Source organism: Rhizobium sp. 10PS4 (assembly GCF_032464805.1).
Taxonomy (GTDB): domain Bacteria; phylum Pseudomonadota; class Alphaproteobacteria; order Rhizobiales; family Rhizobiaceae; genus Rhizobium; species Rhizobium laguerreae.
On sequence record NZ_JAWDIW010000001.1, the window covers coordinates 195,916 to 221,954 of the forward strand.

The window sequence follows — 26,039 nt, forward strand, 5'->3', positions numbered from 1 at the left end:
GATGGAACAGACCGCCGAACCCGTACTCGACATCAGAGGATTGCGAACGATCTTCCGCATCCGCGGTGGCGAGATCACGGCGGTCAACAATATCGACCTGACCGTTGCCGCCGGCGAGACGCTTGCGCTGGTCGGCGAATCCGGCTCCGGCAAGTCGGTCACCAGCCTGTCGGTCATGCGGCTGCTGACCCGCAACATCGGCGTGATCGCCGCAGGCAGCATCCGCCTTGCGACGGGGAACGGCGTGGTACGCGATCTCGTCTCCCTCGACGAAGAGAGCATACGCAGGATCAGGGGCGACGACATCGGCATGATATTCCAGGAGCCGATGTCGAGCCTCAATCCCGTCTTCACTATCGGCGACCAGATTGGCGAGCCGATCCGCATCCATCGCGGAGCGGACCGCAAGGCGGCGATGAACGCAGCCGTCGCGCTGCTTGAAAGCGTCGGCATACCGGACGCCCGACGCCGCGCCGGCCAATATCCGCACGAACTGTCGGGCGGCATGCGGCAGCGCGCGACAATCGCCATGGCGCTCGCCTGCGATCCGGCGCTACTGATCGCCGACGAGCCAACAACGGCGCTTGACGTGACGATCCAGGCGCAGATTCTCGACCTGCTCCTCAAACTGCAGCGCGAGCGCGGCATGGCCATGCTCTTTGTCACCCACAATCTCGGCGTGGTCGCCGAAATCGCCCATCGCGTCGCGGTAATGTATGCCGGCCGGATCGTCGAAGAAGGGCCGGTCGGCGAGGTTTTCCGCAATCCCAAGCACCCCTACACGATGGGCCTTCTCGCCTCCATGCCGCGCCTTGGCGATGCCGCGCGGATGAAGCTGGCCGGCGAAAAGCTTGCGGCCATTCCCGGCATGGTTCCGAGCCTGATGAACATGCCGAGCGGCTGTGCCTTTTCCCCGCGCTGCAAGTTCGCGATCGATGCCTGTCGCGCTGCCGTTCCCGCACTCGAACAGGTCAATCCGCAGCATCGCAGCCGCTGCATCAGATGGCAGGAGATCTAGATGAGTGCACCGCTGCTCTCCGTCCGCGACCTTTCGAAACATTATACTTCCCGCGGCACGCGGCTGAACATTCTTGAGGGTATCTCCTTCGACATCGGCAAGGGTGAAGCCGTCGGGCTTGTCGGCGAATCCGGCAGCGGAAAGACCACGATCGGGCGCTCTGTCCTTCGCCTGGTCGAGCCGTCGTCAGGCAGCGTCCGTTTCGACGGCACAGAACTCACGGCACTTTCCGCCTCCGCGCTCAGAAGGCAACGGCCGCGCATGCAGTATATTTTCCAGGACCCCTTCGCTAGCCTGTCGCCGCGTATGACGATCGGCGAGATCCTGACGGAAGGCCTGAAGATCCAGGGGATCGGCACCGCCCGTGACAGGCTCGAACGGGCGCAGTCGGCCTTGACCCAGGTCGACCTGCCCGCCGATGCGATCAATCGATATGCCCATGAATTTTCCGGTGGCCAGCGCCAGCGCATCGGCATTGCCCGTGCGTTGACATTATCGCCAGAATTCATCGTCGCCGACGAGCCGGTCTCGGCGCTCGACGTGTCGATCCAGGCGCAAGTGATCAACCTGCTGCGCGATCTGCAGCAGCAGCTTGGCCTGACCATGCTGTTCATCTCGCATGACCTTGCAGTTGTCGAATATATCTGCGACCGGGTGATCGTGCTTTATCTCGGCCGCATCATGGAAATCGCGCCGAGTGTTGATCTCTATGCGAGACCGCAGCATCCCTATACACGCGCGCTTCTCTCGGCGATTCCGTCGCCTGATCCGGATGCCCGCCGTAACAGGCAGATCCTGAAAGGCGATATTCCAAGCCCGGCCAATCCGCCGAGCGGATGTGTTTTTCGCACGCGTTGTCCGAGCGCGCTTGAAGCCTGCGCCGGCGCCGTTCCGCAACTGCGGGAAATCGCTCCCGGCCACTTCAAGGCCTGCATCCGCGACGACCTCAACTGATCCGTCATCCATCGGAGAAACAAGAGATGAATGCGAAGACGCCGCGTCCCGCCATCGGCGGAAATTGGGCGAGCCTGCTTCTGCCGATCGCAGCCGATGACAGCATCGAATTCGACAAGCTTGGTGAAGAGATCGACATCCTCATCGATGCCGGCGTCGATGGTATCTATTCGAACGGCACTGCCGGCGAATTCCACAATCAGACGGAGGCGGAGTTTGACAGCATCCAGGCAATGCTGGCCGAACGCTGCAAGGCATCTTCAACGCCATTCGTCATCGGCGCCTGCCAGCCCGACCCGCTGATCATGCTCAATCGCGTCCGCCGCGCCGCCGTGCTCGATCCCCGCGCCATTCAGGTCATATTGCCCGACTGGTGGCCGCTCAACGATGCCGAAGCGGTCGACTTCCTCAAACGAGCGGCCGAGGCTGCCGACGGCATTCCGCTCATCCTCTACAATCCGCCGCATGCAAAACGGGTGCTGGCGCCAAAGGACCTCGGCATGGTCTGCGCGGCGGTGTCTGAGGTGATCGGCATCAAGCTCGCCGATGGCGACGCTTGCTGGTATGTCGAGGCGCGCCTGTATCTGTCCGGGCTGTCGCTCTTCGTCCCCGGCCATCATCTCGCAACCGGCACCAAGGAAGGTGTGGCAGCAGGCTCTTTTTCCAACGTGGCCTGCCTTAGTCCCCGCGGTGCTCAGACCTGGACGGTCTCGATGCGAAACGATATAGACGCCGCACTCGATCTGGAGCGACGCATCTGCACGTTTATGGACGCGCATATCGTCCCCTTTCGCCAGGAATTTGGCTATTCGAACGCCGCTCTCGACAAACTTTTGAGTGCGATCGGCAATTGGGGACCCGTAAGCACCCGCTTGCGGTTTCCCTATCGCTCGATAGACATGGCAGAAGCGGTCAGATTGCGACGCATCGCACGCGCCGAACTCCCCGATCTTTTCCCCTGAGTTTGCCTAAAGAAGGGGCCTTTCCGCATGGCGCGCAACGAAAACTTCTACCATCCCAGCCGGGCCGATATCTTGCTGGAGGCCTCCTTCAGCAGAACGATGAAGCGGTCGACATCGCTTTTTTGCGTGCGAAAGGCCGGGGCGCCGACATTCACCGCGGCGATCACGGATCCGTCGAATGCCAGAACCGGCACCGAGACGGAGACGAGTTGATCGCTGACTTCACCGTAACTCACACAAAATCCCTGGCGGCGGATTTTATCCAATTCAGCAACCAGCTTGCCACGATCCGTGATCGTGCGCTTGGTCAGCCGCGGCAAAGTCTCGGGGATCATTTGCAACTGCACCTGGGGGTGGAGATAGGCGAGAAGCACCTTGTACGAGCCGGCCGTGAGCGGCCGTCTTCGACCGATCATCGCCTGCACCCGCAAGTCGCGCATCGGTTCGAACTTCGCAATACACAGGGATTCCCCATTGTCGATGATCCTGAGCTGGGTCGTTTCGTTCGCCTTTTGGCCGACTTCTTCAAGGATAGGATTGGCTATTCGCACCAGATCAACCTGTGTCGAGGCAGCGGTCCCGAGAATGATCGCAGTCGTCCCCAGCCGGTAAGTGCCCGTATCGCTCTTCCGCACCAGGCCGCGCCGTTCCAGTGTGCGTAACATGCGCAAAATTCTCGGCTTGGTTTCCCCGAGGTTCTGCGCCACCTCAGTCAGTCTGATATCCGGGTTTTTGGCGACATTCAGCAATACGTCAATGCAGACATCAACAGATTGCACGGTATCGCTTTTTGATGGTTGTCTTTTGTCCATAAGACCAGAAGTTTCTCCGCGACCAAGGTCGAAGGATTGGCATACTTTCAAGTTACGCCTATCGTAACGCGCTTGTTTTCCGTTTGACAGCCCCCTTGAGGCCCCCTTACCAATTTGTGTCAAGAGCGGACGGGAACCTGCTCGCACCGACCAAGCAAGGTCGGCCCAAAAACGCTAAACCGGGATGGATGAAATGGCCGCAAAAATATTGACGCGGGCAGCGATCGGGCTGCTCGGAACGATTGCTATTCCTGCAATGGTCGTCGCACAGGAAGCCCCGCTGACGATCGGGATGTCGACGACGCCGACGACGCTGGATCCCCATGAAGACAGTTCGGCGCCAAACAATGCGACCTCGCGCCATATCTGGGACAGCCTCATAAACCTCACGGGAACCTCGGCAAATGCTCCGGAGCTCGCCACCGAATGGAAGGTCGTCGACCCAACCCACTGGGAATTCAAGCTGCGGAAGGGCGTGAAATTCCATGACGGCAGCGAGTTCAACGCCGATGACGTCATCGCTTCGCTTCTGCGTGCCCGCGACAAGCCCAGCCAGAGCTTTGCTTCCTACACCCGCAATATTGTCAATGTCACGGCCACGGATCCCTATACCATCGTCGTCGAGACGAAGGTTCCGGATCCGATCCTGCTGAATTCCGTCAGCCGAATTCGCATTATCAGCGCCGATTGCAAGGAGGCGCCGGTCCAGGATTTCGACAACGGCAAATGTGCAATCGGAACCGGGGCCTATTCCTTCGTCTCCTATTCGCCAGGCAGCAACCTGACCTTGAAGCGCAATGACGGCTATTTCGCTGGCCCCTCGCACTGGTCGAACGTCACGCTGCGCTTCCTGCCCGATGACGGCGCCCGTCTGGCATCGCTTCTTTCCAACGAGATCGACATTGTCGAAACTCTTCCTGCCGATGGAATGGCACGCGTCGAAGCGAGCGATAATCTGCAAGTCATCAACGGCCTATCTTCCCGCTTCGTCTATCTTGGGCTCGATGTCAGCCGCGATGTTTCACCTTTCGTGAAGGCTGCGGATGGTTCCGATCTCGACAAGAACCCGCTCAAGGATGAACGGGTGCGTCGCGCAATGCTGATGTCGATCAACCGGCCGGCAATCGTCGACCGCGTCATGCAGAAGAATGGCACGGTGGCCGACCAATTCGTCGTCCAAGGCTATGCGGGCTATTCCGAAAAAGTCGAGAAGGTGGGCTATGATCCTGCTGCAGCCAAGGCGCTTCTGGCTGAGGCCGGTTATCCGGATGGCTTCAGCCTGACCCTGCATGGCCCCTCTGGCCGTTACGTCAAGGATGCCGAAGTTCTGCAGGCGGTCGGCCAGATGTTCACGCGCATCGGCATCAAATCGAAAGTCGAGGTCCTGCCCTGGTCGATGTATTCGGAAGCCTATTCAAAGGGCACCTACAGCACCTATTTCGGCTCCTGGGGTGTGAACACCGGCGAAACCACCAATCCGACTGTTGCACTCGTCGCCACGCGCGACGAGAAAAAGGGGACCGGCAGATATAACGGCGGCGGCGTGTCCGATCCGAAGATCGACGAGGTGCTGGCCAAGGCGAGTTCGACACTCGATGAAGCTGCACGCGCGCCCCTTCTCAAGGAGCTGTCGACAGAGACCTTCAACAACCTCTGGCTCCTCCCAATGCATTACGAAAACGTCGTGCTGGGCGCAAAGAAGACCGTGTCCTACACCCCGCGCGGCGACAAATATACGCTCGCTTACGACGTGAAGCCGGCGGACTGATGCATCTAGTCCAAAAGCGTGCAGCGGTTTTGGGACAAATAAAGATTTGAAGTGCGTCGCATCGATCCAATCGATGCGGCGCGGTTTAAAACAGCAGCATGGGGCCGCCCCGAGGCCACCCTTTCTTCATCTCCCAGGAGACATTCATGCAGGAACTTGGAACGGGCGAAGCCGTCGCCCGGGCGAAGGCCATCTATGACTATGGCCAGACGGCCATCTTCGCCTCTCAGGCCGATCCCCGCCTCCATATGGTGCTTTATGTGCCGCCGACGGCGGCAGACGGCCGCAAGCTCGACCTCCTAGTCGCGGTCCACGGCACCGGGCGCACGTCGGCCATCGACTTCCGCGACGGTTTTGCCGAATTCGGACTCTACAACGACTGCGCCATCCTTTGCCCGATCTTCCCGGTTGGCGTTCTCGGCGATGGTGCGCGTTCCGGCTACAAGTTTCTTGAGGAAGGCGACATCCGCTACGATCAGGTCGTCCTTGCCATGGTCGCGGAGATGGCCGACAAATACCGCCAGGACTGGTCCAAATTCGCCATGTTCGGCTTCTCCGGCGGCGGGCATTTCGTGCACCGTTTCACCATCCTGCATCCGGAAAAGCTATGGGCGGCATCGATCGGCGCACCTGGTTCCGTCACCCTTCTGGATCCGACGCGTGACTGGTGGGTCGGCATTCGGGATCTGGAGGCACGCTTCGGCAAGGCCTTCCGGCCCGAGGATCTCGCCAAGGTGCCGGTGCATATGATCGTCGGCGACGCCGATCTGGAGACCTGGGAAATCACCCACAAGCCGGGCGGCAAATATTATATGGATGGCGCAAACGACGCCGGCAAAACCCGGCCAGAGCGCCTTGCCGCCTTGGCGAGCTCATTCCGCAAAGCGGGTGTCGATGTGACATTCGATCGTGTTCCGGGCGTCTCTCACGACCGGATGAAGGTTCTCGGTCACGTCAAGACCTTCCTGGCAAAGGTACTGGAGGGCCGTCGCGCGAAATGAGAAATGCAACGATCGTGGCGCCTCAGCCGGAGGCAGTCGAAGCCGGCGCGGAAGTTCTCGAACGCGGCGGCAATGCCATCGACGCAGCACTTGCCTGTGCTTTCGTCCAAGGTGTGGTCGACCCGCAGATGGCCGGCATCGGCGGCTTCGGCTCCATGCATGTCTATATGCCGAAAAAGGGCGTGCACGAGATCCTCGAATTTTATGCGCGCGCGCCGTTGAAGGCTGCGCCGGACATGTGGCTCGACAAGATCAAGCACCAGAGCCGCGACGGCTTCGGCTACGTGCTTGAAGGCAATATTTCCGATATCGGCTACCTTGCCGTCTGCACTCCCGGCTCGCTAAAGGGCTATGAGACCGCGCTACGCAATTACGGCACCTTCGATTGGGCCGATCTCGTCAAGCCGGCCATCCGCCTGGCCCGTAACGGTTTCATGATCCGAAACCACATGCACTGGTATTGGGCCAAGGACCAGTCGAATGACGGTTTTGCAAACACGCTCGACAAGCTGCGCTTTTCTGCAACGGGCCGGAAAGTCTATTTCCACGACGACGGCACGCTCAAGAATGTCGGCGACCTGCTCGTCAACAAGGACATGGCACAGACCCTCGAACGCATCGCGCGAAGCGGCGGCTCGGACATCTTCTATCACGGCGAACTGGCCGAGCAGATCGCCGACGATTTCAAGGCAAATGGCGGCTTGATCGATCGGCAGGATCTGGCGCGTTACGAATTGTCGAAGGTAGAGCCCGTTTGGGGCGACTACCGCGACAACCGCATCGCCACCTCGCCTCCACCAGGCTCGGGCTTCCCGATGCTTGAACTCCTGCATATCATGGAGCAGTTCGATGTCGGCTCGCTGCAGCATGGCAGCGCCGAGCATGTCCGCATCCTGTTCGAGGCGATGAAGCGGATGACGATCGACAAGGACGCACATATGGGCGATCCCGCCTATGTCGACGTGCCCTATGAAAAGCTGGTTTCGAAAGAGCATGCAAAGGCGCATGCCGGCGCGATCAAGGCGGGTGAGATCGCCAGCGTATCGCGCCTTGATGGGTCGCAACGCGACACCACCCATATCTCGGTGATCGACAAGGATGGCAATGCCGTCGCGATGACCCACACCCTCGGCAGTCCCTCGGGCGCGATCACCGATGGCCTCGGCTTCATGTACAATGGCACGATGAGCCGCTTTAATCCGCTTCCGGGCAAGCCCGGCTCCATTGCGCCCGGCAAGCGGCGTCCCAGCTCGGCGGCACCGACGATCGTCTTTAAGGGCGACGAGCCCAGCATCGTCATCGGAGCGCCAGGCGGCAGCTATATCGCGCCGGCTGTTGCGCAATGCCTGATGAACATGATCGATTTCGACATGTCCGTGCTCGAAGCCGTCTCGGCGCCGAGGATCGTAGGGGTGTCAAACACGATCGACATCTGCAATCGCATTCGACACTCTGTCGAAGACGAGTTGCGGGCGCAGGGCTACCAGGTGGCGCGGTCGCCGCAGACATACGCGTTCGCCGCAGTCCATGCGATCAAGATTGACGGCGGCATATCGAAAGGCGCGGCCGATCCGCAGCGCGACGGGATGGCGATCTCCGTCGCCTAGATTCAAATGTTACAGCGCCATTGCGGCTCTCAAAAAAGACGCGCGGCGCTGAAGGGAGAGGTTCAATGGTCACATCCATTATCAGGCGATTGATACAGGCGCTGTTCGTCGTTGTCGCGATGACGATCATTGTCTTCATCGGCGTCAATGTGATCGGCAATCCGGTCGACATCCTGATCAACCCGGACGCCAATCAGGCGGAGCGGGCACTCGTTATCGCGCATTACGGTCTGGATCAGCCGCTGTGGAAACAGTATCTGCTGTTTCTCCAAGGACTTCTGCAGGGGGATTTCGGCAACAGCTTCGTTTATGGGCGGCCGGCGCTGGGTCTGATCCTCGAACGTCTCCCAGCAACACTCGAACTGGCGATCACGGCTCTCGGCATCGCGCTGCTGTTTGGCTTGCCGCTTGGGCTGTATGCAGGGCTTTACCCCAATCGAATTTCATCCAAGCTCATCATGAGCGGCTCGATTCTGGGCTTCTCGCTTCCGACCTTCTGGGTCGGTCTCATGCTGATCATGGTGTTTTCCGTCGAGCTTGGATGGTTGCCGACGAATGGTCGCGGCCCGACGCAAGAACTGCTCGGCGCACAATGGTCGTTTCTGACCGCAGACGGCATCAGGCACCTTTTATTGCCCGCCTTCAACCTGGCTCTGTTCAAGACGTCGCTCATTCTTCGGCTGACCCGCGCCGGTGTGCAGGAGGTCCTTCCCCAGGACTATGTGAAGTTTGCCCGCGCCAAGGGATTGCGAGAGCGGCGGATCATTTCCGTGCACGTTCTCAAGAACCTGATGATCCCGGTGGTGACCATCATCGGTCTCGAGTTCGGGTCGCTGATCGCCTTTTCGGTCGTCACCGAAAGCATCTTTGCGTGGCCGGGCATGGGCAAGCTCATCATCGACTCGATCAACCTTCTCGATCGCCCGGTCATCGTCGCCTACCTGATGATGATGGTGCTGCTCTTCGTCATCCTCAATTTCATCATCGATATCTGTTATACCCTTCTGGATCCGCGGGTCCGGCTGGAAGGAAAGGCTTGACCCCATGGCCGAACCAAACACCCAAGACACAAGCGCTCCAACGCCCGAACCCAGTCGTCTGTCGAAAGGGATCGCGGATTTCTTCAGCTCTCCTGCAGCCGCGATCGCCTTCCTTACGCTGGTGATCATCTGTTGCCTGGCGCTGTTCGCGCCATGGATCTCTCCGCAAAATCCCTATGATTTGATGCAGCTCGACATCATGGACGGACGGCTGCCGCCGGGGTCCGAATCCATGACCGGGCTTGTCTATCACCTCGGAACCGACAGCCAGGGCCGCGATATTCTGTCCGGCATCCTCTATGGGCTGCGCACCTCTTTGCTGGTGGGCGTTCTGTCGGCTTTCGCTGCTGCCATCATCGGAACCTCGGCCGGATTGTTCGCCGCTTACATGGGAGGGCGCACGGAAACCGCGATGATGCGGCTCGTCGACCTGCAGCTCTCTTTTCCGACCATATTGATGGCGCTCATGATGCTCGCCGTGCTCGGCAAGGGCGTGCCCAACGTCGTGATCGCACTGATCATCGCCGAGTGGGCGACCTATGCCCGCACCGTCCGCGGCACCGCCCTGGTCGAGCGCGAGAAGGAATATATCGAGGCGGCTCGGATGCTGCGTCTGCCTGGATGGCGTATCCTCTTCAGGCATCTGCTGCCGAACTGTCTTGCGCCGGTCATCGTCATCGCCACTATGCAGATCGCCCGGGCAATCGGCCTCGAGGCGACCCTGTCCTTCCTCGGTCTCGGTGCATCCGTGACCGAACCCTCGCTCGGCATGCTGATCTCGACGGGCTACCAGTATCTTCTGACCGGCCTCTACTGGATCAGCTTCTTTCCCGGCATTGCCCTTCTGGTCACGATCGCGGCGATCAATCTCGTCGGCGACCGGCTGCGCGATGTGCTCAACCCGAGGAACATGTCATGACCCCTTTGCTGCAAGTGAGCAATCTCGTTACCGAATTCGGCAGCGGCAGGGGACGCCCCAGCCTTTGCGCCGTCAATGATGTGTCGTTCACGGTGGAGCGCGGCAAGGTCCTTGGTCTTGTGGGAGAATCCGGATCCGGAAAGTCGGTGACCGGTTTCTCGATCATGCGGCTCCTCGATAAGCCCGGCCGGGTTGCCGGCGGCCGGGTTATCTTCGACGGCGCCGACATCGCGAAATGTTCGGACGAAGAGATGCGGCAGCTGCGCGGCAAGCGGATCGCCATGGTATTCCAGGATCCGATGATGACGCTCAACCCGGTCCTGACGGTCGGGACGCAGATGGTGGAAGCCGTCCAAGCACACGAGCGAGTCTCGAAGGATGCTGCCCGGCAGCGGGCGCGGGATGCTTTGGCGCTGGTCGGAATACCAAGCCCTGAAGAAAGGCTTGCCGCTTATCCGCATCAGTTTTCCGGCGGAATGCGCCAGCGTGTGGCGATTGCCATCGCGCTTCTTCACAAGCCGGACCTTATTATCGCCGATGAACCGACAACGGCGCTGGATGTGACGATCCAGAGCCAGATCATTTCCGAATTCCAGAAGCTCACCGAAGAGGGAAATACGGCGGTGATCTGGATCACCCACGATCTGGCGATCGTCTCAAGATTGGCCGACGAGATCGCCGTCATGTATGCTGGCCGCCTCGTCGAGACCGGACCCGTGGGCAAGGTTCTGACCGATCCTCATCATCCCTACACGGCCGGTCTGATCGCGTCCGTTCCTTCGCAAAACAGACGCGGAGAGCCGCTTCGCCAGATCCGCGGCATGACGCCGGCCATCAACCGCCTCCCACAGGGATGCAGTTTTCGTACGCGCTGTGATCGGGCAACCGACGGCTGTCTGGTCATGCCGGCGCTCGTGCCGGAAGGCGATCGCTCCTTCCGCTGCATTCATCCCGTAACGAAAGAGGTAGCATGATGACGGCGACCGCCGCGCCCCTGATCGAAGCGAGGAACGTGTCGCAACGCTTCGGAGCCAAGCCCGATCTCGCCGCTAAGATCGCGCTCAAGCTCAAACTGGCCAAACCGGCGCCTGTCGTTCACGCGCTTGATAATGTCAGCCTCAGCATTCGGCCCGGAGAGGTTGTCGGCCTCGTCGGCGAAAGCGGTTGCGGGAAGTCGACGCTCGGCCGCGCCATTGCCGGGATCACCTCGCCGAGCCAGGGCCAGATTCTCTGGAAGGGGATGGATCGAAGCGCCATGTCGAAAGGCGAGCAGCATCAGTTCGGTCTCGCCAGCCAGATGATCTTCCAGAACCCGATGGCGGCTCTCAATCCGCGCATGACCGTCGAGGAGCTTATCTGGGAGGCGCCTCGAACGCATGGGCTTGCCCGCTCGACGGAACGCGACGTCTATGTCGACAGATATTTGATGCTGGCCGGTTTCGACCCGGCCATGAAAAAGCGATACCCGCACCAGTTTTCCGGTGGCCAGCGGCAACGTGTCAATATTGCGCGTGCGCTTGCCGTGCAGCCGAAATTCCTCGTCTGTGACGAAAGCGTCGCGGCCCTCGACGTTTCCATCCAGGCCCAGGTGATCAACCTGTTCATGGAACTTCGTGACAAGCTCGACCTGACCTATTTGTTCGTCAGCCATGATCTCGGCGTCGTGGAACATATTTCCGATCGCGTTGCGATCATGTATCTCGGCCGCATCGTCGAAGAGGCGCCCGTCGAGGAGGTTTTCAGGCGGCCCAATCATCCTTACACGAAAGCGCTCTTGGCCGAGGTGCCGCGCATCGAACCCGGCAAGCGACAGTTCAAGCCCGTCGATGGCGAACTCCCCAGCCCGATAAACCCGCCAAAAGGCTGTCACTTCCATCCGCGATGCCCGTTTGCGATGGACCGCTGTCATATGGAAGTGCCAGTGAAAAAGGTAATTGCACCGGGGCACCTGTCGGCTTGCCACCTCAACGATGAATGATCTCAAACGACAGGATGCTGATTGCTTCAGGCCTAAAATCATCCTCCTCTAATGTGCATGAGCACCGCCCGGTCGGGAAACCTTTTTCAACCCGGCTCCTGCTGCAGCGGTGTCCGCCAGGGACGCGTCGCCGAGCGAGATGACGCCGGTAAGGCGTTTGTCACGATTGACGACGGGAAGGCGGCGGACCTGGACCTGCCCCATATTGCGGGTCACGTCGTCGACATCTTCGTCTTCGAAACAATATTTGACATCGCGCGACATGACTTCGCGCACCTTTGCATCGCCCCCTAATCCGCCGGCAAGCCCGCGCACGACGAGATCGCGGTCGGTGATGGTTCCGACGAGCCGGTCGTTGTCGCCGACCGGCAGGAAGCCGATCTGCCTGTCGGCCATGCATCTCGCGATTTCGGCTATCGTCTGGTTAGGGTTGGCGATTTCTACATCGCGCGACATGATCTCTGACACTTTCATGGTCTTTCCTCCTGCCTTTTGCGGTTAGTGGACGTCGAATGTTCCGGTGAGAGTCGTTTCCGAAACGATGTGGTTGCGGCTCCTGCCACTCTCTTGATGCCCTAATGGCGCATATCCGGATCCGGCCAGAGCGCCTGGACTTCTGCCGGCAGTCCGTGGCGCACTTTCCGCACCTCGCCCGGATCGATGTAGTGGGAAAGCACACGGAAAACCGACCGCACGGCCTCCTTCGCGTCTACCGGATGCGTCGATGAAAGCTCGTGGTTCACCTGCTCCAGGAACTCATCCAGGGAACGGGAGCGGACGGGTTGTTTGGAAGGATCGTACCGATCGTAATAGGCGCCGCGCACAAGGAGCGGCAGCTGAGCCGACAGATGCGCAGCCAGATCGATCGGCAGACGATCTCTCAACGTATGAAGAACCGCGCCAAGCACATGCCAGGCGAGCTGCCGATCAGGTCCTTGGTCGGCCATCAGATCGTCGAGCCATATATTTGTGGTTTGCAGCGTCTTATCGAAGACGGCGACACCCGAAGCGCTCATGGCTTCACCTCCATGATGATGGTTCGAATCTGTTGAACCATTCAGGGAGATGAAAGTTCCGGAAGCCATAGTTAAATGCTCCGGCCGCATCGTCAGGAATCCGACGTGCCCTCCTCCTCCACGAATATCCCCCAAGCGGCGATGAAGAGAGCGGCTATCAACGGGCCGATCACGAAACCATTGATGCCTACGAGAGAGATGCCGCCAATGGTGGAAATGAGGACGACATAGTCGGGAAGCTTGGTCTCCCTGCCGACCAAGGATGGCCTCAGAAGATTATCGACAAGACCGATGACGAGGGCGCCGACCGCAACCAGCACAATCGCCTTCATCCAAAAGCCGGCCAGGGCCAGGTAAATGGCCGTGGGCACCCAGATCAATGCGGCGCCGACCGCAGGCAGCAGCGACAGGAAGCTCATCAGTACGCCCCACAGAAGGGCTGGCTCGACGCCGAGGGCCCAAAAGGCGATGCCGCCGATCGAACCCTGGATGATGGCGATGATAATATTGCCTCGCACGGTCGCGTGAACGACCGAAGTGAATTTGGAAGTGAAGCGAAGGGTATGGGCATCGCTGAGAGGCAGCGCTCTTCTGATGGCGCGGGCAACGGCGCGCCCATCCCGGAACATGAAGAACAGGAGATAGAGCATCACGCCGAAGGTGACGAAGAACCGCAGGGTGTTCTGACCGAGGCTTAAGGCGCGTCCGGCAAAAAAACCGCCGCCCTGCATCAATGCCGAGGAAACGCGATCCTGTAACGTATCGACGCCGTTCAGCTCGATGCTGCGGAGCCAGTCGCGGAGGAACAAGGGCAATGCTTCCTGCAGATTATGAATAAAGCTCCGGACGTCGATCTCGCCAGTGTCCATACGTTGGTAGAGATGGTTGCCCTGCTGGACGAGTGAACTGAGGACGATCAGCCCGGGAATGATAACGACGCAGAGACAGATCAACACAGAGAGCGCTGCAGCAAGGTTTCCGCGCCCACCCAGCCGAGCCTCCATACGGGCGTGAAGCGGGAAGAAGATGATAGCGAGGACGACTGCCCAGAATATCGCCGAATAGAACGGTAGCACGACGGCGACGAACGCAATGGTCACGAGGACCAGAAGCACATAGAAACTGACACGCTGAAGGAGCATTCGATCTTTCCGCTTCGAGACCGCGATGATGGTAGCACAGATAAGGCGGCAGCGCTGGGCCTCCCTTCCATCCTATTCTAACTGCTCGATGCCGTAGGCGCCGTCCGGCAACCGGCCGGAACTTCTTCTTCCGATTTTAGTTATGCGGCTCATGTTAGTGAAGCCAGCCCGGCCGACGCTCGGAACAATAATTCACGTTGAAGATCAGGATGTTCACATCCTTGACGGTGGCAACCCACGTGGCATTCCAGTCCTCCTCCTGCATGGCTGCGGCAGCCTTGCGCAGGAAATTTTCCTTCCCTTCGACAACAGCGACTTCCGTATCATTGCGCCCGACCGCCCCGGCTATGGACTGAGCACGCCGCTTGCACCGGCGGAGCGTGGACCTGAGGGACAGTCCTTCTGGCTTGAACGCCTTCTCGTGTCTCTTGACCTGCCGGAGGTGAGGATCGTCGCGCACTCGATCGGCAGCGCAGCGGCGTTACACCTTGCTGCAAGAAGACCCGACCTCGTCAGGGGACTTTTTCTCATCTCCCCGTGTTGCGCGCCTGTGCCATCGAAGCCGTTGATTGTGCTTAGATCGGCGGTCGCTCCGGTGGTCGGGCCGTTGATCCGCCAGCACGTCATCGGCCGGTGGCCCGCGTTTTTTCTCGATCGGGGCCTGAGGTCGTCCTCGTTTCCCAATCCCCTGCCTTCTCATCTCTCGGATCTGCCGGCCTCTCACGTGGTCAATCCCATTACCATCCGCACGATGGCCGACGAGTTGCGCGCCTTCAACCGAGACATGGAGCGCCTTCCAGATCTGCCTGGCGATCTTCCCCTGCACGTTCTGTTCGGGATGGAGGACCGCGTGATTTCACCGAACTGGCATATTGATTGGCTTTGCAGGAAGCATCCGGGGCCGATCGTCAGATTGCTGGAAGGTGTCGGGCACTTGCCCCATCATGTGGTCCCTGGCGTGGCGCGAGAGATGCTTTGTGCTCTTGTGGAGGCATTCGAAGAAGCGGAACTGCCGCGTGTGAGGAGCATCGGCTCGCAGGCGGTTGCGGAAGAGTACATGCCGATCTTCAGAGGAGATGAATGCCCGGCTCCTTAACTCGAAGCGCCGCGGCATTCCAGAGTAACGATGGGCAATACCAGACATAGGAGGACTGTGACCCGATCTCCGCCTTTGGGGAGGAGATGATTTTTCTGTTGTGGCAAATGAAAAATCTGATTTACTGACGCTTCGCTGCTTGGCTTTAAGGGGGGATATTGCCGATGCCGTGGACTCGCAGAAATATTGTGCTGGGTGGTTTGGCGTTACTTGGCGCCGGTGCAATCCGGAAACCCGCATTTGCCGCGGCGTCTTCCTATTTCGACGGAACCGCTGTCGACAATGGCGTGACGTTCCGAAGGACCAACTTCGCCAAGATCGACAAACAGTGGCACCGCCAGGTTGTCAAATATTTCAGCAGCGAGCCGATCGGCACCGTCGTCGTCGACACGAGGCACCATTTTCTCTACGTGATCATGGAAAACAAGACGGCCATTCGCTACGGCGTCGGCGTCGGTCGCGAGGGCTTCAAATGGTTTGGCCGCGCGACGATCGACAGCAAATCGCTGTGGCCGCGCTGGACGCCGCCGCCGGAGATGCGCAAGCGCCATCCGGAACTGCCCGAATTCGTGGCGGGAGGCTCACCGAAAAACCCACTCGGGCCACGCGCCATGTACCTGCATCGCGACGGCGTCGATACCGGCTATCGCTTCCACGGCACGCTGGAGCCCTGGAGCATCGGCAAGGATGCCTCCAGCGGCTGTATCCGTATGTTTAACGAAGACGCCATCGATCTTTACCAGCGTTGCCCCATCGGCACTGCGGTGCAGGTCCTGCCGCATATCGCAGACCAGGCTGAAAGCGCCACTCAGGTCAGCCAGACAACCCCGGTCGAATAAGGAATATCACCTTGATCTCTATTGCGACCGGATTTACGAGGCGCCTTCTCGCCGCGACAATGCTCTTGGCGCTTGCCGCCTGCTCCACCACCGAACTCGCCTCGCTCGAAGAACCTGCGGCGGTGCCAATGACCGGCCAGACGAACGATCCGGCGCCTGGTTTCGAAAACGTCGCGGCTGGCAGCGAGCAAGATTTTATCCTGAATGTCGGCCGACGGATCTATTTTACGCAGGACTCCGCCAAGCTCGATTCCGTCGCCATGGCGACGTTGGACAAACAAGCCAGCTGGCTCAACAACAACCCGACCTGGATGCTCAAGCTACAGGGATTCGCCGACGATTCAGGGTCTGCGTCCAATATGGAGACGCTGTCGCAGAAGCGTGCCGACGCGGCAATGGCTTATCTTATCTCAAAGGGCGTGGACGCAAAGCGGATGTGGGCCAAGGGTTACGGGAACGAGCGCGAAGTCCGCGATTGCACGGAGCGCTCCTGCAAAGTGCAGAACCGGCGCGTCGTCTCCAATCTTCGCAAGCAGCCCGACGCTGTCTGATCTCTTCGCGAATGCCCCTTGTGCAAAAGGGGATGAAGCCACGTAATTCGCGGCAAGACGACGTCGCTTAGGGGCATTTGCGGGGGATGCGGCGAAGCCATTATGGTGGTCCGTCGGACAAAGGGCCGGCCACCAAGCCGGCCCTCCTTGCATGCAACTCAATTCAGGATCGCGCTACCGGAGCCGAGGCTCCCGAGCGGAGCTTGTCAAGAAGCTTCGAGAGCACACGCTTTCCTGCGTCCTTTGCACTTGCCCCGCGGCGTTTCCTGATTTCGACCGTGAACGGCTTTTTCCGGGACTTCATCGAGAAGCGCTCCTTAAGCCACCTGGCGCTCTGCTTCGATCTGAAGAGGCGCCTGCTGAAAGGAGCCGTCTCCAATGGCGATTTTGCGCGGCTTCATGGCTTCCGGCACCTCACGCTTCAGCGCGATCGAGAGAATACCGTTCGTCAGGGAGGCATTCTCGACCCTGACGTGGTCCGCGAGTTCGAAGCGACGTTCAAACGCGCGCCCGGCAATGCCGCGATGCAGATATTCGCCATCCTTCCCTTCGGCCTTCTGGCCTTTCACCACGAGCACGTTCCGCTCCTGGGTGATCTCGAGATCGGCCTCGGCGAAACCGGCGACTGCCATCTGGATACGATAGTCGTCTTCGCTCGTCTTGACGATGTCATAGGGTGGCCAGGTCTCGATCGCCTGCAGCCGCTGCGCATTGTTCAAGAGGTTGAAGACCCGGTCGAAGCCGATGCTGGACCGGTAAAGGGGTGCGAAGTCAAGTTCGTTTCTCATAGCCATATCCTCCGTAAAGCAACATGGAGTGGAGACGCGTCGAAAACGCGTCCCCGGTCTGGTCGACCCGCTTTTGCGCTGCCGACGAAAATGATCTGGTTTCGAGCGTTTTTTGATTCAAGAGGACATCTAAAAAAATTTTCGGTCGAGGCTTGAGGCTGACCGCAAGCCTCTTGAACGCTGTTTTCCTTCACCTAAATCGAATGGTGCCTGAAGATGTTCTTCGCTTGTGTGGAAATTTTTGGGCGGCCTATCCGGTGTGCTACCGACTACGGCCTACTGCGAAGGCGGCAGCAGATAGGCGCGTGGTGACGGCAGATCGATGACGAACCTGATATCCGCGGCATTGGCCGCCACGACCAGTTGGTAGGCGCCGGGCTCAGCGCGGAAGGCCCCGGCCTCGACGTCGAAATAAGCGAGATCGCGCGGCAGGATCTTCATCACGGCCGTCCCAGTCTCGCCGGACAGCAGCGAAAGCTTTGCGAAGGCGCGCAGTTCCTTGTCCGGCCGCTCCACCTTGGACTTTGGCGAACGCACATAAAGCTGGACCAGTTCCGACCCGGCCCGGTCGCCGATATTGATCAGATCGACGCAGACAGTCACGCCTTCGGCACCCATTTCGCTCGTCGACAGGCGCGGCTCGCCCCAGCTGAAGCGTGTATAGCCAAGGCCGAAACCGAAGGGGAAGAGCGGCTCGACAGCGCGTGTATCGTGGTGACGGTAGCCGACGAACACGCCTTCGGCATAGCGCACATGTCCATCCTTACCCGGATAGACGGCTGGATCGCCCGTCATGGCGGAATTGTCGGCAAGCGCTTTCGGGAATGTCTGCGGTAGGCGTCCGCCGGGCTCGACATCGCCGAAGAGGACATCGGCAACGGCATTGCCCAGCTCCTGCCCGGGATACCAGATCTGCAATACCGCGCGAACCTTGCCGAGCCAGGGCATTTCCACCGGGCCGCCGGTCTGCAGCACGACGACTGTGTTGGCGTTGACGGCCGCAACCCGCTCGATCAGCTCTTCCTGCTGGCCCGGAAGCCGCATGTCGGGCAGGTCCAAACCCTCGGTATCCCATTCGCCGTCGCGGCCGACGAAGAGAAGCGCCACGTCGGCATTCAGCGCCGTTTCGACGGCGTCCTCGATATCGGCCTCGCCCAAGGGCTTTTCGACGCCGAAGCGGATGGCCGTGAGGTTGATCCCTTCCCCGGTCGCCACCGGCGTGTCGTACTCGACGGTTACGGTATGGGCCTTGCCCGCATCGAGCGCCATCGTGCCGCGTTGTTCGTCATTGGCGGTGCCGAAATAGTTTTCGCCACGTGTCCAGCCGTCATGGCCGTCGACCGTGAGCCTGCCATCGACGAAGAGCCGCGCCAGTCCGGCATTGGTCATGCCGAAGAGGTGATCGCCGCTTTCCTCCGGCACGAATTGCATCGTCATCCGCGCCGAGAAATCGGCCGGGTCGAGTTCGCCTGACGGCAACTCGAACCAGAAGAACTCACCCTTGTCGACGGTCTCGACATGAAGCGGATTGCCCCCGCAGCCGCGCCCCTTGAAATATTCGACGGTGATCTTTCCCCTGGCCACCTCGATCAGACGGTTATGGCGGCAGCCGATGGCGTGGCTGACGCTGTTGGCATTGGAAAGGGCCGCTCGAATGCCGTCGAGCGGGCTGACCGTATAATGCGCCGCGATCTGCGCGCTGCCGCCGCCCATCACGCGCGCGCTCGCGGCGTTGGGTCCAATGACGGCGATCCGGTCGAGAGACGTCTTGGCAAGCGGCAGGATGCCATCGTTCTTGAGCAGGACTGCGCCTTCCGCGCCGAGACGCCGGATCAGCGCCCGGTCTTCCGGCAGATCGACCGCCTGCTCGGTGAGGTCGGGCCTCTTCTCGAACGCGCCGACCCGCTCGAGCAGAAGCAGGATCCGCCGTGCCGCCGCCCGCACGGTCGCCGCTTTGACCCGGCCCTCACGCACGGCCGCAACCAGCTTCTCGCCGCGATCGCGCGCCGGGCCAGGCATTTCGAGATCGAGACCGGCATTGATCGTCTCGGCCGTCGAATGCGAACCGAACCAGTCGGACATGACGATCCCGTCGAATCCCCATTCCTCGCGTAGCACCTTGGTCAGCAGCCACGCATGCTCGCTCGTATAGGTACCGTTGAGACGGTTATAGGAAGACATGACGGCCATTACGCCGGCGCGCCTGACAGCCTGCTCGAAGGGCGGAAAGTAGATTTCGCGCAACGTCCGCTCGTCGATATCGGAGGACATGGTCTGCCGCTCGATCTCAGATTCGTTGCCGGCGAAATGCTTGACCGTTGCTGCGATCCCCTGGCTCTGCACGCCCTTGATATAGGCGACGGCCAGTTCCGCGGTCAGCATCGGATCCTCGGAATAACATTCGAAATTTCGCCCGTTGAGGCCGGAACGATGGATATTCACCGTGGGGGCGAGCAGCACGGCGGCACCCTTGCTCTTTGCCTGGTGGGCAAGCGCCACGCCCATGCGCTCGACGAGATCGGGATTCCAGGTGGCGCCGAGCGCAATGGCGACAGGAAAGCAGGTCGCCTTGACGCCGCCGACCAGCGAACCCGCGCCGCGAGCCCCATTCGGCCCGTCCGTCACCTTGATCTTCGGCACATTAAGACGCTCGACGGGAACGGTCGTCCAGAAATCGGCGCCTGATAGCAGCGAGACCTGCTCCTCGAGCGTCATCTTGTCGAGAATGGAATCGATCATGCAAACCTCTCCTTCAATGGAATTCGGGCATTGCGAAGTGCTGGGCGAGCATGCTCGATGCCAGTTCATCCGGCGGCGACGCCAACTTCTCCACGCGCCATGCAGTTCTTAAACCTACCGATTAATCGGTATTTTTAAGATGTCAACTGTCGAGTTGTGATGTATGGATGGAGGACGGAAGAAAGAGGCAGGCGGAAGAGACGATGGCAGAGGTTTCCGAATCGAATACCGGACAGGACGAAAAGCGACGGCGCCGATCTCGCAAGGGTGAAGCACGCCGCACGGAGATCCTGTCGGCTGCGATGCAACGTTTTGCCGAAGACGGCTACCAGAATTCGGCTATCGGCGATGTGGCTCGCGACGTCGGCCTGTCGCTGCCGGGCCTGCTGCACCATTTTCCGACCAAGGTCGATCTCCTGCTTGCCATTCTGGACAAGCGCGATCTCGAATGTGAAAGCTTCATCGGGCCCTATCGTTCCGATCTCCGCGGCCTGCTCAAGGGCATGGTCGAGGTCTTCCGCCGCAACGCCGAAATGTTTGAGGTCGTCAGGGCCTTCGCCATCCTGAACGCCGAGAGCCTTATGAAGGATCACCCGGCCAAGGCATGGTTTCTCGATCGTGCCACCCAGCTGCAGAACGACATCGCCGCCACCTTCGAACTGGCCGTCGCCGATGGCTCGATCGACCGCAAGATTAATGGCAAGGCGATGGCGGCTGAACTGATCGCCGTGATGGATGGCCTTCAGATGCTCTGGCTGCGCGATCCCACCCGCTTCGACATGGTCGGCGGGTTGGAAGCTTATGTCGGCCGCCTGCTGGCGAGCCTTGGTTTAGAGGACTGAGCTTGGTTGAGCGCGCCGCGGATCATTCCGCGGCACCGAAACGAAGGGGCCACCTTCCAAGACAAGGTTTCAGCCATTCTGCAGCTTCCAGGTCCGGATTTCGAACGGCATGATGTCGGCGGGTCCCTTCCGCTCCATCGGCTCTTCGAGAATGTTCAGCGGCTGCGATGCTGCCCATCCGGAAGGCAGGCCGAGGGAGAGCCTGCCGCGCCGGCCGGCTGGTTCGTAAAGGCGCAAGATGAGCCCCTCGCCTTCTTCCGCCGGCTTCAGGCCTGAGAACGCGACGGGGATTCCGGTGACCGCGAGCGGCGCGAAAGTGCCGGCGGAGAGACCGCTGGCTTCCGCCGAGACGAGCGGTTGGCTGAGATCAATCGCCTCGTCGAGAACGCCGCCTTCATGCCAGGCGCCTTCATGCGGCATCAGCGCATAGGTGAAGCTCTGCTCACCTTCGTCGGCGAGCGGATCCGGATAGATCGGCCCGCGCACGAGGCTCATGCCGATCACGTTGCCACGCGCGCTATGGCCGTATTTGGCATTGTTGAGCAGCGCGACCCCGAAGTCCGGCTCGCTGATATCGACGAAGCGGTGCGCGACGGCCTCGAACATCGCCTGCTCCCAGGACGTATTCGTGTGCGTTGCCCGCTCGACGATGCCGAAGGCGCATTCGAAGGTCGCCTTGCGGGCCTGTGCGGCGACCGGGTTCAGGGTTCGCAGAAGCGTGCGGCGATCATGCCAGTCGATCGTCGTTTCGATGTCGAGCCGCCTGGCGTTGGCCGTCAGCACATAGGTCTGCGTGACGCTCGAATTCCGGTAGCGGTAAACGACGCGGATCGCCGCGCGGTGCGGGCCGTCTTCCACGAGGGTGATGCTATCAGGCGCATCGAGGCGGACGGCCTTTTCGGCATAATCCGCATCGATATCCCAGGCGTCCCAGTTGCGCGGCTTGTCGGCCGGATAGACCCAGAGCTGATTTGCCGAGCCGTCGACCGCCTCCCGGCCTGTGGCCTTGTGAACGAGGCTTGCAACCGCCCCGTCCCTGCCGATGGAGACCGAGAGGTGGTCGTTTTCGAGACGGTCGGGGCCAGCTTTCAGTGCGCCCGCCGGCTTGAGCGAGCCCTTGTCGAAGACCGCGACGGACAAGGGCGCGACGAGATCGGCGGCTGAGACGACCGTACCGTCGGAAAGCGTTGCGCTGAGCGGCCTTGGAGCAAGAGACGGATTGACGACGACGAGGGCATCGCCAATCCCACCCTTCGGCAGCTTGGCCGACAGCGCTTGCAATCCCCCCACCTGTTCGGCCTTGGCATGTTCGATGACGCCGTCCAGTTCCTGCTCGGCATCCTGATAGACTTCGCGGATGCTCGAGCCCGGCAGAATGTCGTGAAACTCGTTCTTCAGCACCACGCGCCAATCCGCTTCGAGACTTCGGGGCCTGTCTGCTCCGAGCATATGCGCCAGCGAAGCGATGGTTTCGGCGGTGATCAGCGCCCGTTCGGCCTGGCGATGCTTGCGCTTGACGCCGCTTTGCGTCGTCAGCGTGGCGCGGTGCAGTTCGAGATAGATTTCACCATCCCACACCGGAAGGCTCTTTTCCCCAGCGGTGCGGTGCGCCTGCTCGTAATAGCTTTTGACGGTGCCCCAGCGCGCCTGCGGAATTGCCGGGAAATCGCGCAGCTGCACTTCGCGTTCGACCATCTCCGGCGTGACGCCGCCGCCGCCGTCGCCGTAGCCGACGGCCAGCAGCGAGGTATCATGCTGCGTTTTGCCGCGGAAATTCTTCCATGTCGGCACGTAGCAATCGGCTTGCACGAAGCCATTATAACCCTGCATCGGATTGTCGAACGTGTGGGTCAGCACCCGGCTGCCATCGAGGCCCTTCCACCAGAAGAGATCGGAGGGAATATGATTGGTCTCGCTCCAATTGACCTTGATCGTGAAGAAGCTGTCGATGCCGCCCTGTCTCAGGATTTGCGGCAGCGCGCCGGAAAAGCCGAAGCAGTCCGGCAGCCAGCAGACCGTATGGCGTGTGCCGAAGGTCTTTTCGAAATAACGCTGGCCATAGAGAACCTGACGGGCGAGGCTTTCGCCGGTCGGCATGTTCGTGTCGGGCTCCACCCACATGCCGCCGACGGTTTCCCACTTTCCTTCCGCGACCTTCTTCTTGATACGATCGAGAAGCTCCGGGTCTTCCTCTTCCATCTGCGCGTAATAATGGGCGGTCGATTGATTGAAACGGAAATCGTCGGAGCGCTCCATCAGCGACAGCGCCGTATTGAAGGTGCGCCGCATTTTCCGCCGCGTCTCGCGATACGGCCAAAGCCAGGCGAGATCGATATGTGCATGGCCTGTCAGCAGCAATTCTCCATTCGGCGGGAAGCGCTTCTGCAGCTCCTTCAGCCTCGCCGTCAGAGCCTCGAAGGCTGTGGCTGCCGATGCGCTCTGCTCATCCGTGAGACCTGCCGGATCAATCTCAAGCTCCGGCAGTTCCCAGATCTTCTGCTGCATGACCGCGCTCGATGTGCGGGAGATATAGGCCGCCGTATCCGACGGCCAGTCGAGGCTGCGCAATGAATGCTCGGCGGCATCCATCAGGTGCGGCACAACTTCATGCTCGCCCAGCGCATCGATTGCCTCGGCAACCTGCTTCAACAGAAGATGCAGGCGGTGAGCGGGACCGTCGAGCCAGATAAACCGGGCCTTATTGAGCCTCGGAGCGCGATTAGGCTCGCCGAACGGAAAGCGGGCGACGGTTTCTGTCGCGATCGAGAAGCGGCGGCCCTTCACCGGGAATTCCTGATGATAGGGATCGAGACCGAATGTTTCCGTCTCGCCATCGGGATAGCTCAACGTAATCAGGCTCTCGCCGCCGAGATCGAGCTGCAGGCGAATATCTGCCAGAGGCCACAAGTCCGGCGCTTCAGCGGTCGCGGCAAAATGCACCACCCCCTTGCGGTGCGGCCAATCCTGGTGATGTGCGATCGGCTCGCCCTCGAAAGTCCAGCCGTCGATCACCGCACTTTGTCGATCTCGCCAATGGGCCAACTCGGCAATGCGAACTTTGAGACGATCGAGGCGTTGGGCAATGGTCAGAGGCATGGCTTATCCTGTTGAAAATCGACGGCGAATGATCCGGAGTCATGGCTTTGGGAGATGAAGATGGTGCGACAAGGATCGCGTTTTGCCGGCCCTCCTCCCAGCGGGTCCCGCCGACGCTTAGATTAAGTAACTTTGATTTCCCGTCAAGCCCGGAAGAACTGAACCGCTCCGGGTTTGCGGTCAGCCGTTCTCGATCGGAAGCCGGTGATGGGCCTTCACCGAATAACGAGATCTTGATCGAGGACAATAGTTATCGAAACCCCTGTCGGCCCTATTTGACCGAGAATTGCACTGATATGGCAGATTTCAGGCAGCTGGGGAGGGTGGGATGTTTCAAGTCCGCAAATTATTGACAGCCACGATAGCCGTCATCGTGATTGCCGTATCGTCGTCATCCTGCACGACGGCCTCGAATGATTCGATGCAAACTGGCTCGGTTGGATATAGCAGCGTCGACTATGGGCTCAGACCTGCCTGCCGCGACGGCTTCGGCAATGATCGTCCTTGCAGCTACTAACGACCGATAGAGTGAAGCTCCGATTGCCGTGTCGTTTCGAGGGTCTGTTGACGCATTTTGCGGCATTCGCCCCGCGGCGCTTCGTCAGCGCCGTGATGGCCCTGATCCCCGTTGATAGGACGTTCAGCTGAAAAAGCGGCTGCTAAGCGCGGCTTTCCCATAGCCGGTGGATGAAGTACACAACCCGGAAAGGCTCTAGGAAAGACAGTCATGCGGTATCTTCGGTCAGGGCCGCGTCGGCTTCACACTCAGGAGATGGGCGCCCAGCGCGCCAAAACGGTCGGTCTGCGGTCCGGCGAAATCGCCGATCGAAACATTCGCGTCATTCTGGAAGCCATCCGCCGCCATGGCCCGCTGACGCGGATGGAGCTTGGCCGGCATTGCGGCCTGACCGGCCCCGGCATTACCAATATTCTCCGCCGGTTGGCTGACGAAAAGCTTGTCACCTCCAACCGTCGCAATGGCGTTGGCGGAGGGGCCACCGCTACCGAGTTTGCCTTGCGCCCGGAAGGTGCTTTCTCGATCGGCGTCAAGCTTCGCCAAAGGCGTGGTGAGGCCGTGCTCATCGATCTAAGTGGCCAGGTCCACGACCGGGTCTACATCGAGCTGGATCCCGCTGACAAAGTCGGCGTGGTGCATGCGGCGGTCAGGGATATGGTCGATCACCACGCCGCATTGCCGATCATCGGCCTCGGCATCGCCGCCAACGACTGGACAGAGGATCAAAGCGAGCAGATCGCCGCGATGTCGACGATCGCGCGTCCCTATGTCGAGAACGAGTGCACGGCGAGCCTTCTCGCCGAACGCACGATCGGCAGCTCCGGCAGGGAAGGCGGACTTGCGATGATCATCATCGACGACGACGTTCAGGCCGGCTTTCTCATTCGCGGTATTCCCTATTCCGGCGTGCATGGCCGGGCAGGCAGCATCGGCGAAATGCTGACAGGCCCGGACAATGTCCAATTGAACACCGTCGTCGGTTTCGAATCCCTGAGATCACGGATCGGCGACCAGGCATTCACCCGCCTGCTGCAAGGAGAGGAATTCTCCTCGCCGTTACTGTCGCAATGGATACGCGAAGCCGCAGGCCATCTGCTCGACCCCATCATCGCCATGGCCGGTTTTCTCGCCCCGAGCGTCGTCATGATCGGCAGCGACCTGCCGCAGGGCGTGATCGAAGCGCTGATCCATCAGCTTTCCATCGAGCGGCGCGACACCTCGACGAGGCCGTTGCTGACGCCCTGGATTTCGCCGATGAAACCCGCGAGCTTCAGCGGCGGCGGCGTGGTGCTCGGTGCCGCCCTCCTGCCCTTCCTCAACACTTTGCTGCTGCCGCCCGCTTCGGCCTGATGCA

At 60.3% G+C, this 26,039-nt stretch carries 23 protein-coding genes; 16 read left to right on the top strand and 7 right to left on the bottom strand.

What is annotated here, in order from left to right; all coding sequences use genetic code 11:
• Position 1 precedes the first annotated feature (1 nt).
• Genes RWJ89_RS00920 through RWJ89_RS00930 form a run of 3 tightly spaced genes read left to right on the top strand, consistent with a single transcriptional unit; the run spans position 2 to position 2,934 of the window.
• Complete coding sequence (locus tag RWJ89_RS00920; protein ID WP_222039554.1) at positions 2 to 1,018, top strand: ABC transporter ATP-binding protein; 1,017 nt, start codon at positions 2 to 4, stop codon at positions 1,016 to 1,018.
• Entirely contained in the window at positions 1,019 to 1,972 is a 954-nt protein-coding gene (locus RWJ89_RS00925; RefSeq protein ID WP_221968058.1) for an ABC transporter ATP-binding protein, read from the top strand.
• A gap of 26 nt (positions 1,973 to 1,998) precedes the next feature.
• Positions 1,999 to 2,934: a dihydrodipicolinate synthase family protein gene (locus tag RWJ89_RS00930; protein WP_131663391.1), complete on the top strand. Its 936-nt coding sequence runs from the start codon at positions 1,999 to 2,001 to the stop codon at positions 2,932 to 2,934.
• 47 nt (positions 2,935 to 2,981) lie between these two features.
• On the opposite strand, the gene RWJ89_RS00935 is transcribed toward RWJ89_RS00930, so the two are convergent.
• Complete coding sequence (locus tag RWJ89_RS00935; RefSeq protein WP_316030426.1) at positions 2,982 to 3,746, bottom strand: IclR family transcriptional regulator; 765 nt, start codon at positions 3,744 to 3,746, stop codon at positions 2,982 to 2,984.
• Positions 3,747 to 3,939: 193 nt separating this feature from the next.
• Here RWJ89_RS00935 and RWJ89_RS00940 point away from each other — a divergent pair, with 193 nt between their 5' ends.
• From RWJ89_RS00940 to RWJ89_RS00970, 7 genes are all read left to right on the top strand, one after another.
• The gene (locus tag RWJ89_RS00940) at positions 3,940 to 5,514 is read left to right on the top strand and encodes an ABC transporter substrate-binding protein (RefSeq protein ID WP_316030427.1); all 1,575 of its coding nucleotides are present in this window, start codon (positions 3,940 to 3,942) and stop codon (positions 5,512 to 5,514) included.
• Between the two features lie 146 nt (positions 5,515 to 5,660).
• The gene (locus RWJ89_RS00945; RefSeq protein ID WP_077980603.1) at positions 5,661 to 6,515 is read left to right on the top strand and encodes a hydrolase; all 855 of its coding nucleotides are present in this window, start codon (positions 5,661 to 5,663) and stop codon (positions 6,513 to 6,515) included.
• Positions 6,512 to 8,122: a gamma-glutamyltransferase gene (gene ggt, locus RWJ89_RS00950; RefSeq protein WP_316030428.1), complete on the top strand. Its 1,611-nt coding sequence runs from the start codon at positions 6,512 to 6,514 to the stop codon at positions 8,120 to 8,122. Before RWJ89_RS00945 ends, ggt begins: the two co-directional genes overlap by 4 nt.
• A gap of 65 nt (positions 8,123 to 8,187) precedes the next feature.
• On the top strand, positions 8,188 to 9,162 hold the full coding sequence (locus RWJ89_RS00955) for an ABC transporter permease (protein WP_168281308.1): 975 nt from the start codon (positions 8,188 to 8,190) through the stop codon (positions 9,160 to 9,162).
• A gap of 4 nt (positions 9,163 to 9,166) precedes the next feature.
• Positions 9,167 to 10,081: an ABC transporter permease gene (locus RWJ89_RS00960; RefSeq protein ID WP_130689986.1), complete on the top strand. Its 915-nt coding sequence runs from the start codon at positions 9,167 to 9,169 to the stop codon at positions 10,079 to 10,081.
• The gene (locus RWJ89_RS00965; RefSeq protein ID WP_206988318.1) at positions 10,078 to 11,055 is read left to right on the top strand and encodes an ABC transporter ATP-binding protein; all 978 of its coding nucleotides are present in this window, start codon (positions 10,078 to 10,080) and stop codon (positions 11,053 to 11,055) included. The genes RWJ89_RS00960 and RWJ89_RS00965 overlap by 4 nt, the downstream gene beginning before the upstream one ends.
• Entirely contained in the window at positions 11,055 to 12,059 is a 1,005-nt protein-coding gene (locus RWJ89_RS00970) for an ABC transporter ATP-binding protein (protein ID WP_222060962.1), read from the top strand. The genes RWJ89_RS00965 and RWJ89_RS00970 overlap by 1 nt, the downstream gene beginning before the upstream one ends.
• A gap of 48 nt (positions 12,060 to 12,107) precedes the next feature.
• Here RWJ89_RS00970 and RWJ89_RS00975 read toward each other — a convergent pair whose 3' ends face one another.
• The 3 genes from RWJ89_RS00975 to RWJ89_RS00985 all read right to left on the bottom strand — a co-directional run bounded on the left by RWJ89_RS00975 (position 12,108) and on the right by RWJ89_RS00985 (position 14,217).
• Positions 12,108 to 12,533, bottom strand: a complete 426-nt coding sequence (locus RWJ89_RS00975; protein ID WP_027664465.1) for a CBS domain-containing protein — start codon at positions 12,531 to 12,533, stop codon at positions 12,108 to 12,110.
• A gap of 101 nt (positions 12,534 to 12,634) precedes the next feature.
• On the bottom strand, positions 12,635 to 13,075 hold the full coding sequence (locus tag RWJ89_RS00980; protein WP_131641184.1) for a DUF2267 domain-containing protein: 441 nt from the start codon (positions 13,073 to 13,075) through the stop codon (positions 12,635 to 12,637).
• 92 nt (positions 13,076 to 13,167) lie between these two features.
• The gene (locus RWJ89_RS00985) at positions 13,168 to 14,217 is read right to left on the bottom strand and encodes an AI-2E family transporter (protein ID WP_222060881.1); all 1,050 of its coding nucleotides are present in this window, start codon (positions 14,215 to 14,217) and stop codon (positions 13,168 to 13,170) included.
• A 142-nt stretch (positions 14,218 to 14,359) separates the two neighbouring features.
• Here RWJ89_RS00985 and RWJ89_RS00990 point away from each other — a divergent pair, with 142 nt between their 5' ends.
• The 3 genes from RWJ89_RS00990 to RWJ89_RS01000 all read left to right on the top strand — a co-directional run bounded on the left by RWJ89_RS00990 (position 14,360) and on the right by RWJ89_RS01000 (position 16,703).
• Entirely contained in the window at positions 14,360 to 15,313 is a 954-nt protein-coding gene (locus RWJ89_RS00990) for an alpha/beta fold hydrolase (RefSeq protein WP_316030429.1), read from the top strand.
• A gap of 164 nt (positions 15,314 to 15,477) precedes the next feature.
• A complete protein-coding gene (locus tag RWJ89_RS00995) occupies positions 15,478 to 16,152 on the top strand; it encodes a L,D-transpeptidase (RefSeq protein ID WP_077980595.1) in 675 nt (224 codons plus the stop codon).
• A gap of 14 nt (positions 16,153 to 16,166) precedes the next feature.
• A complete protein-coding gene (locus RWJ89_RS01000; protein WP_025396922.1) occupies positions 16,167 to 16,703 on the top strand; it encodes an OmpA family protein in 537 nt (178 codons plus the stop codon).
• Between the two features lie 317 nt (positions 16,704 to 17,020).
• On the opposite strand, the gene RWJ89_RS01005 is transcribed toward RWJ89_RS01000, so the two are convergent.
• Both RWJ89_RS01005 and RWJ89_RS01010 read right to left on the bottom strand, forming a co-directional pair.
• Entirely contained in the window at positions 17,021 to 17,491 is a 471-nt protein-coding gene (locus tag RWJ89_RS01005; protein ID WP_025396923.1) for an Hsp20 family protein, read from the bottom strand.
• 276 nt (positions 17,492 to 17,767) lie between these two features.
• Positions 17,768 to 20,230 (bottom strand): glycoside hydrolase family 3 C-terminal domain-containing protein, encoded by a 2,463-nt coding sequence (locus RWJ89_RS01010; RefSeq protein ID WP_316030430.1) that lies wholly within the window; start codon positions 20,228 to 20,230, stop codon positions 17,768 to 17,770.
• Between the two features lie 203 nt (positions 20,231 to 20,433).
• Between RWJ89_RS01010 and RWJ89_RS01015 the strand changes: the two genes are divergently transcribed.
• Complete coding sequence (locus tag RWJ89_RS01015) at positions 20,434 to 21,072, top strand: TetR/AcrR family transcriptional regulator (protein ID WP_316030431.1); 639 nt, start codon at positions 20,434 to 20,436, stop codon at positions 21,070 to 21,072.
• Between the two features lie 69 nt (positions 21,073 to 21,141).
• Here RWJ89_RS01015 and RWJ89_RS01020 read toward each other — a convergent pair whose 3' ends face one another.
• Entirely contained in the window at positions 21,142 to 24,168 is a 3,027-nt protein-coding gene (locus RWJ89_RS01020; RefSeq protein ID WP_316030432.1) for an alpha-mannosidase, read from the bottom strand.
• 328 nt (positions 24,169 to 24,496) lie between these two features.
• Between RWJ89_RS01020 and RWJ89_RS01025 the strand changes: the two genes are divergently transcribed.
• On the top strand, positions 24,497 to 24,685 hold the full coding sequence (locus tag RWJ89_RS01025; protein WP_025396930.1) for a hypothetical protein: 189 nt from the start codon (positions 24,497 to 24,499) through the stop codon (positions 24,683 to 24,685).
• 210 nt (positions 24,686 to 24,895) lie between these two features.
• Positions 24,896 to 26,035, top strand: a complete 1,140-nt coding sequence (locus tag RWJ89_RS01030) for an ROK family transcriptional regulator (protein ID WP_222060870.1) — start codon at positions 24,896 to 24,898, stop codon at positions 26,033 to 26,035.
• Positions 26,036 to 26,039: the final 4 nt, after the last annotated feature.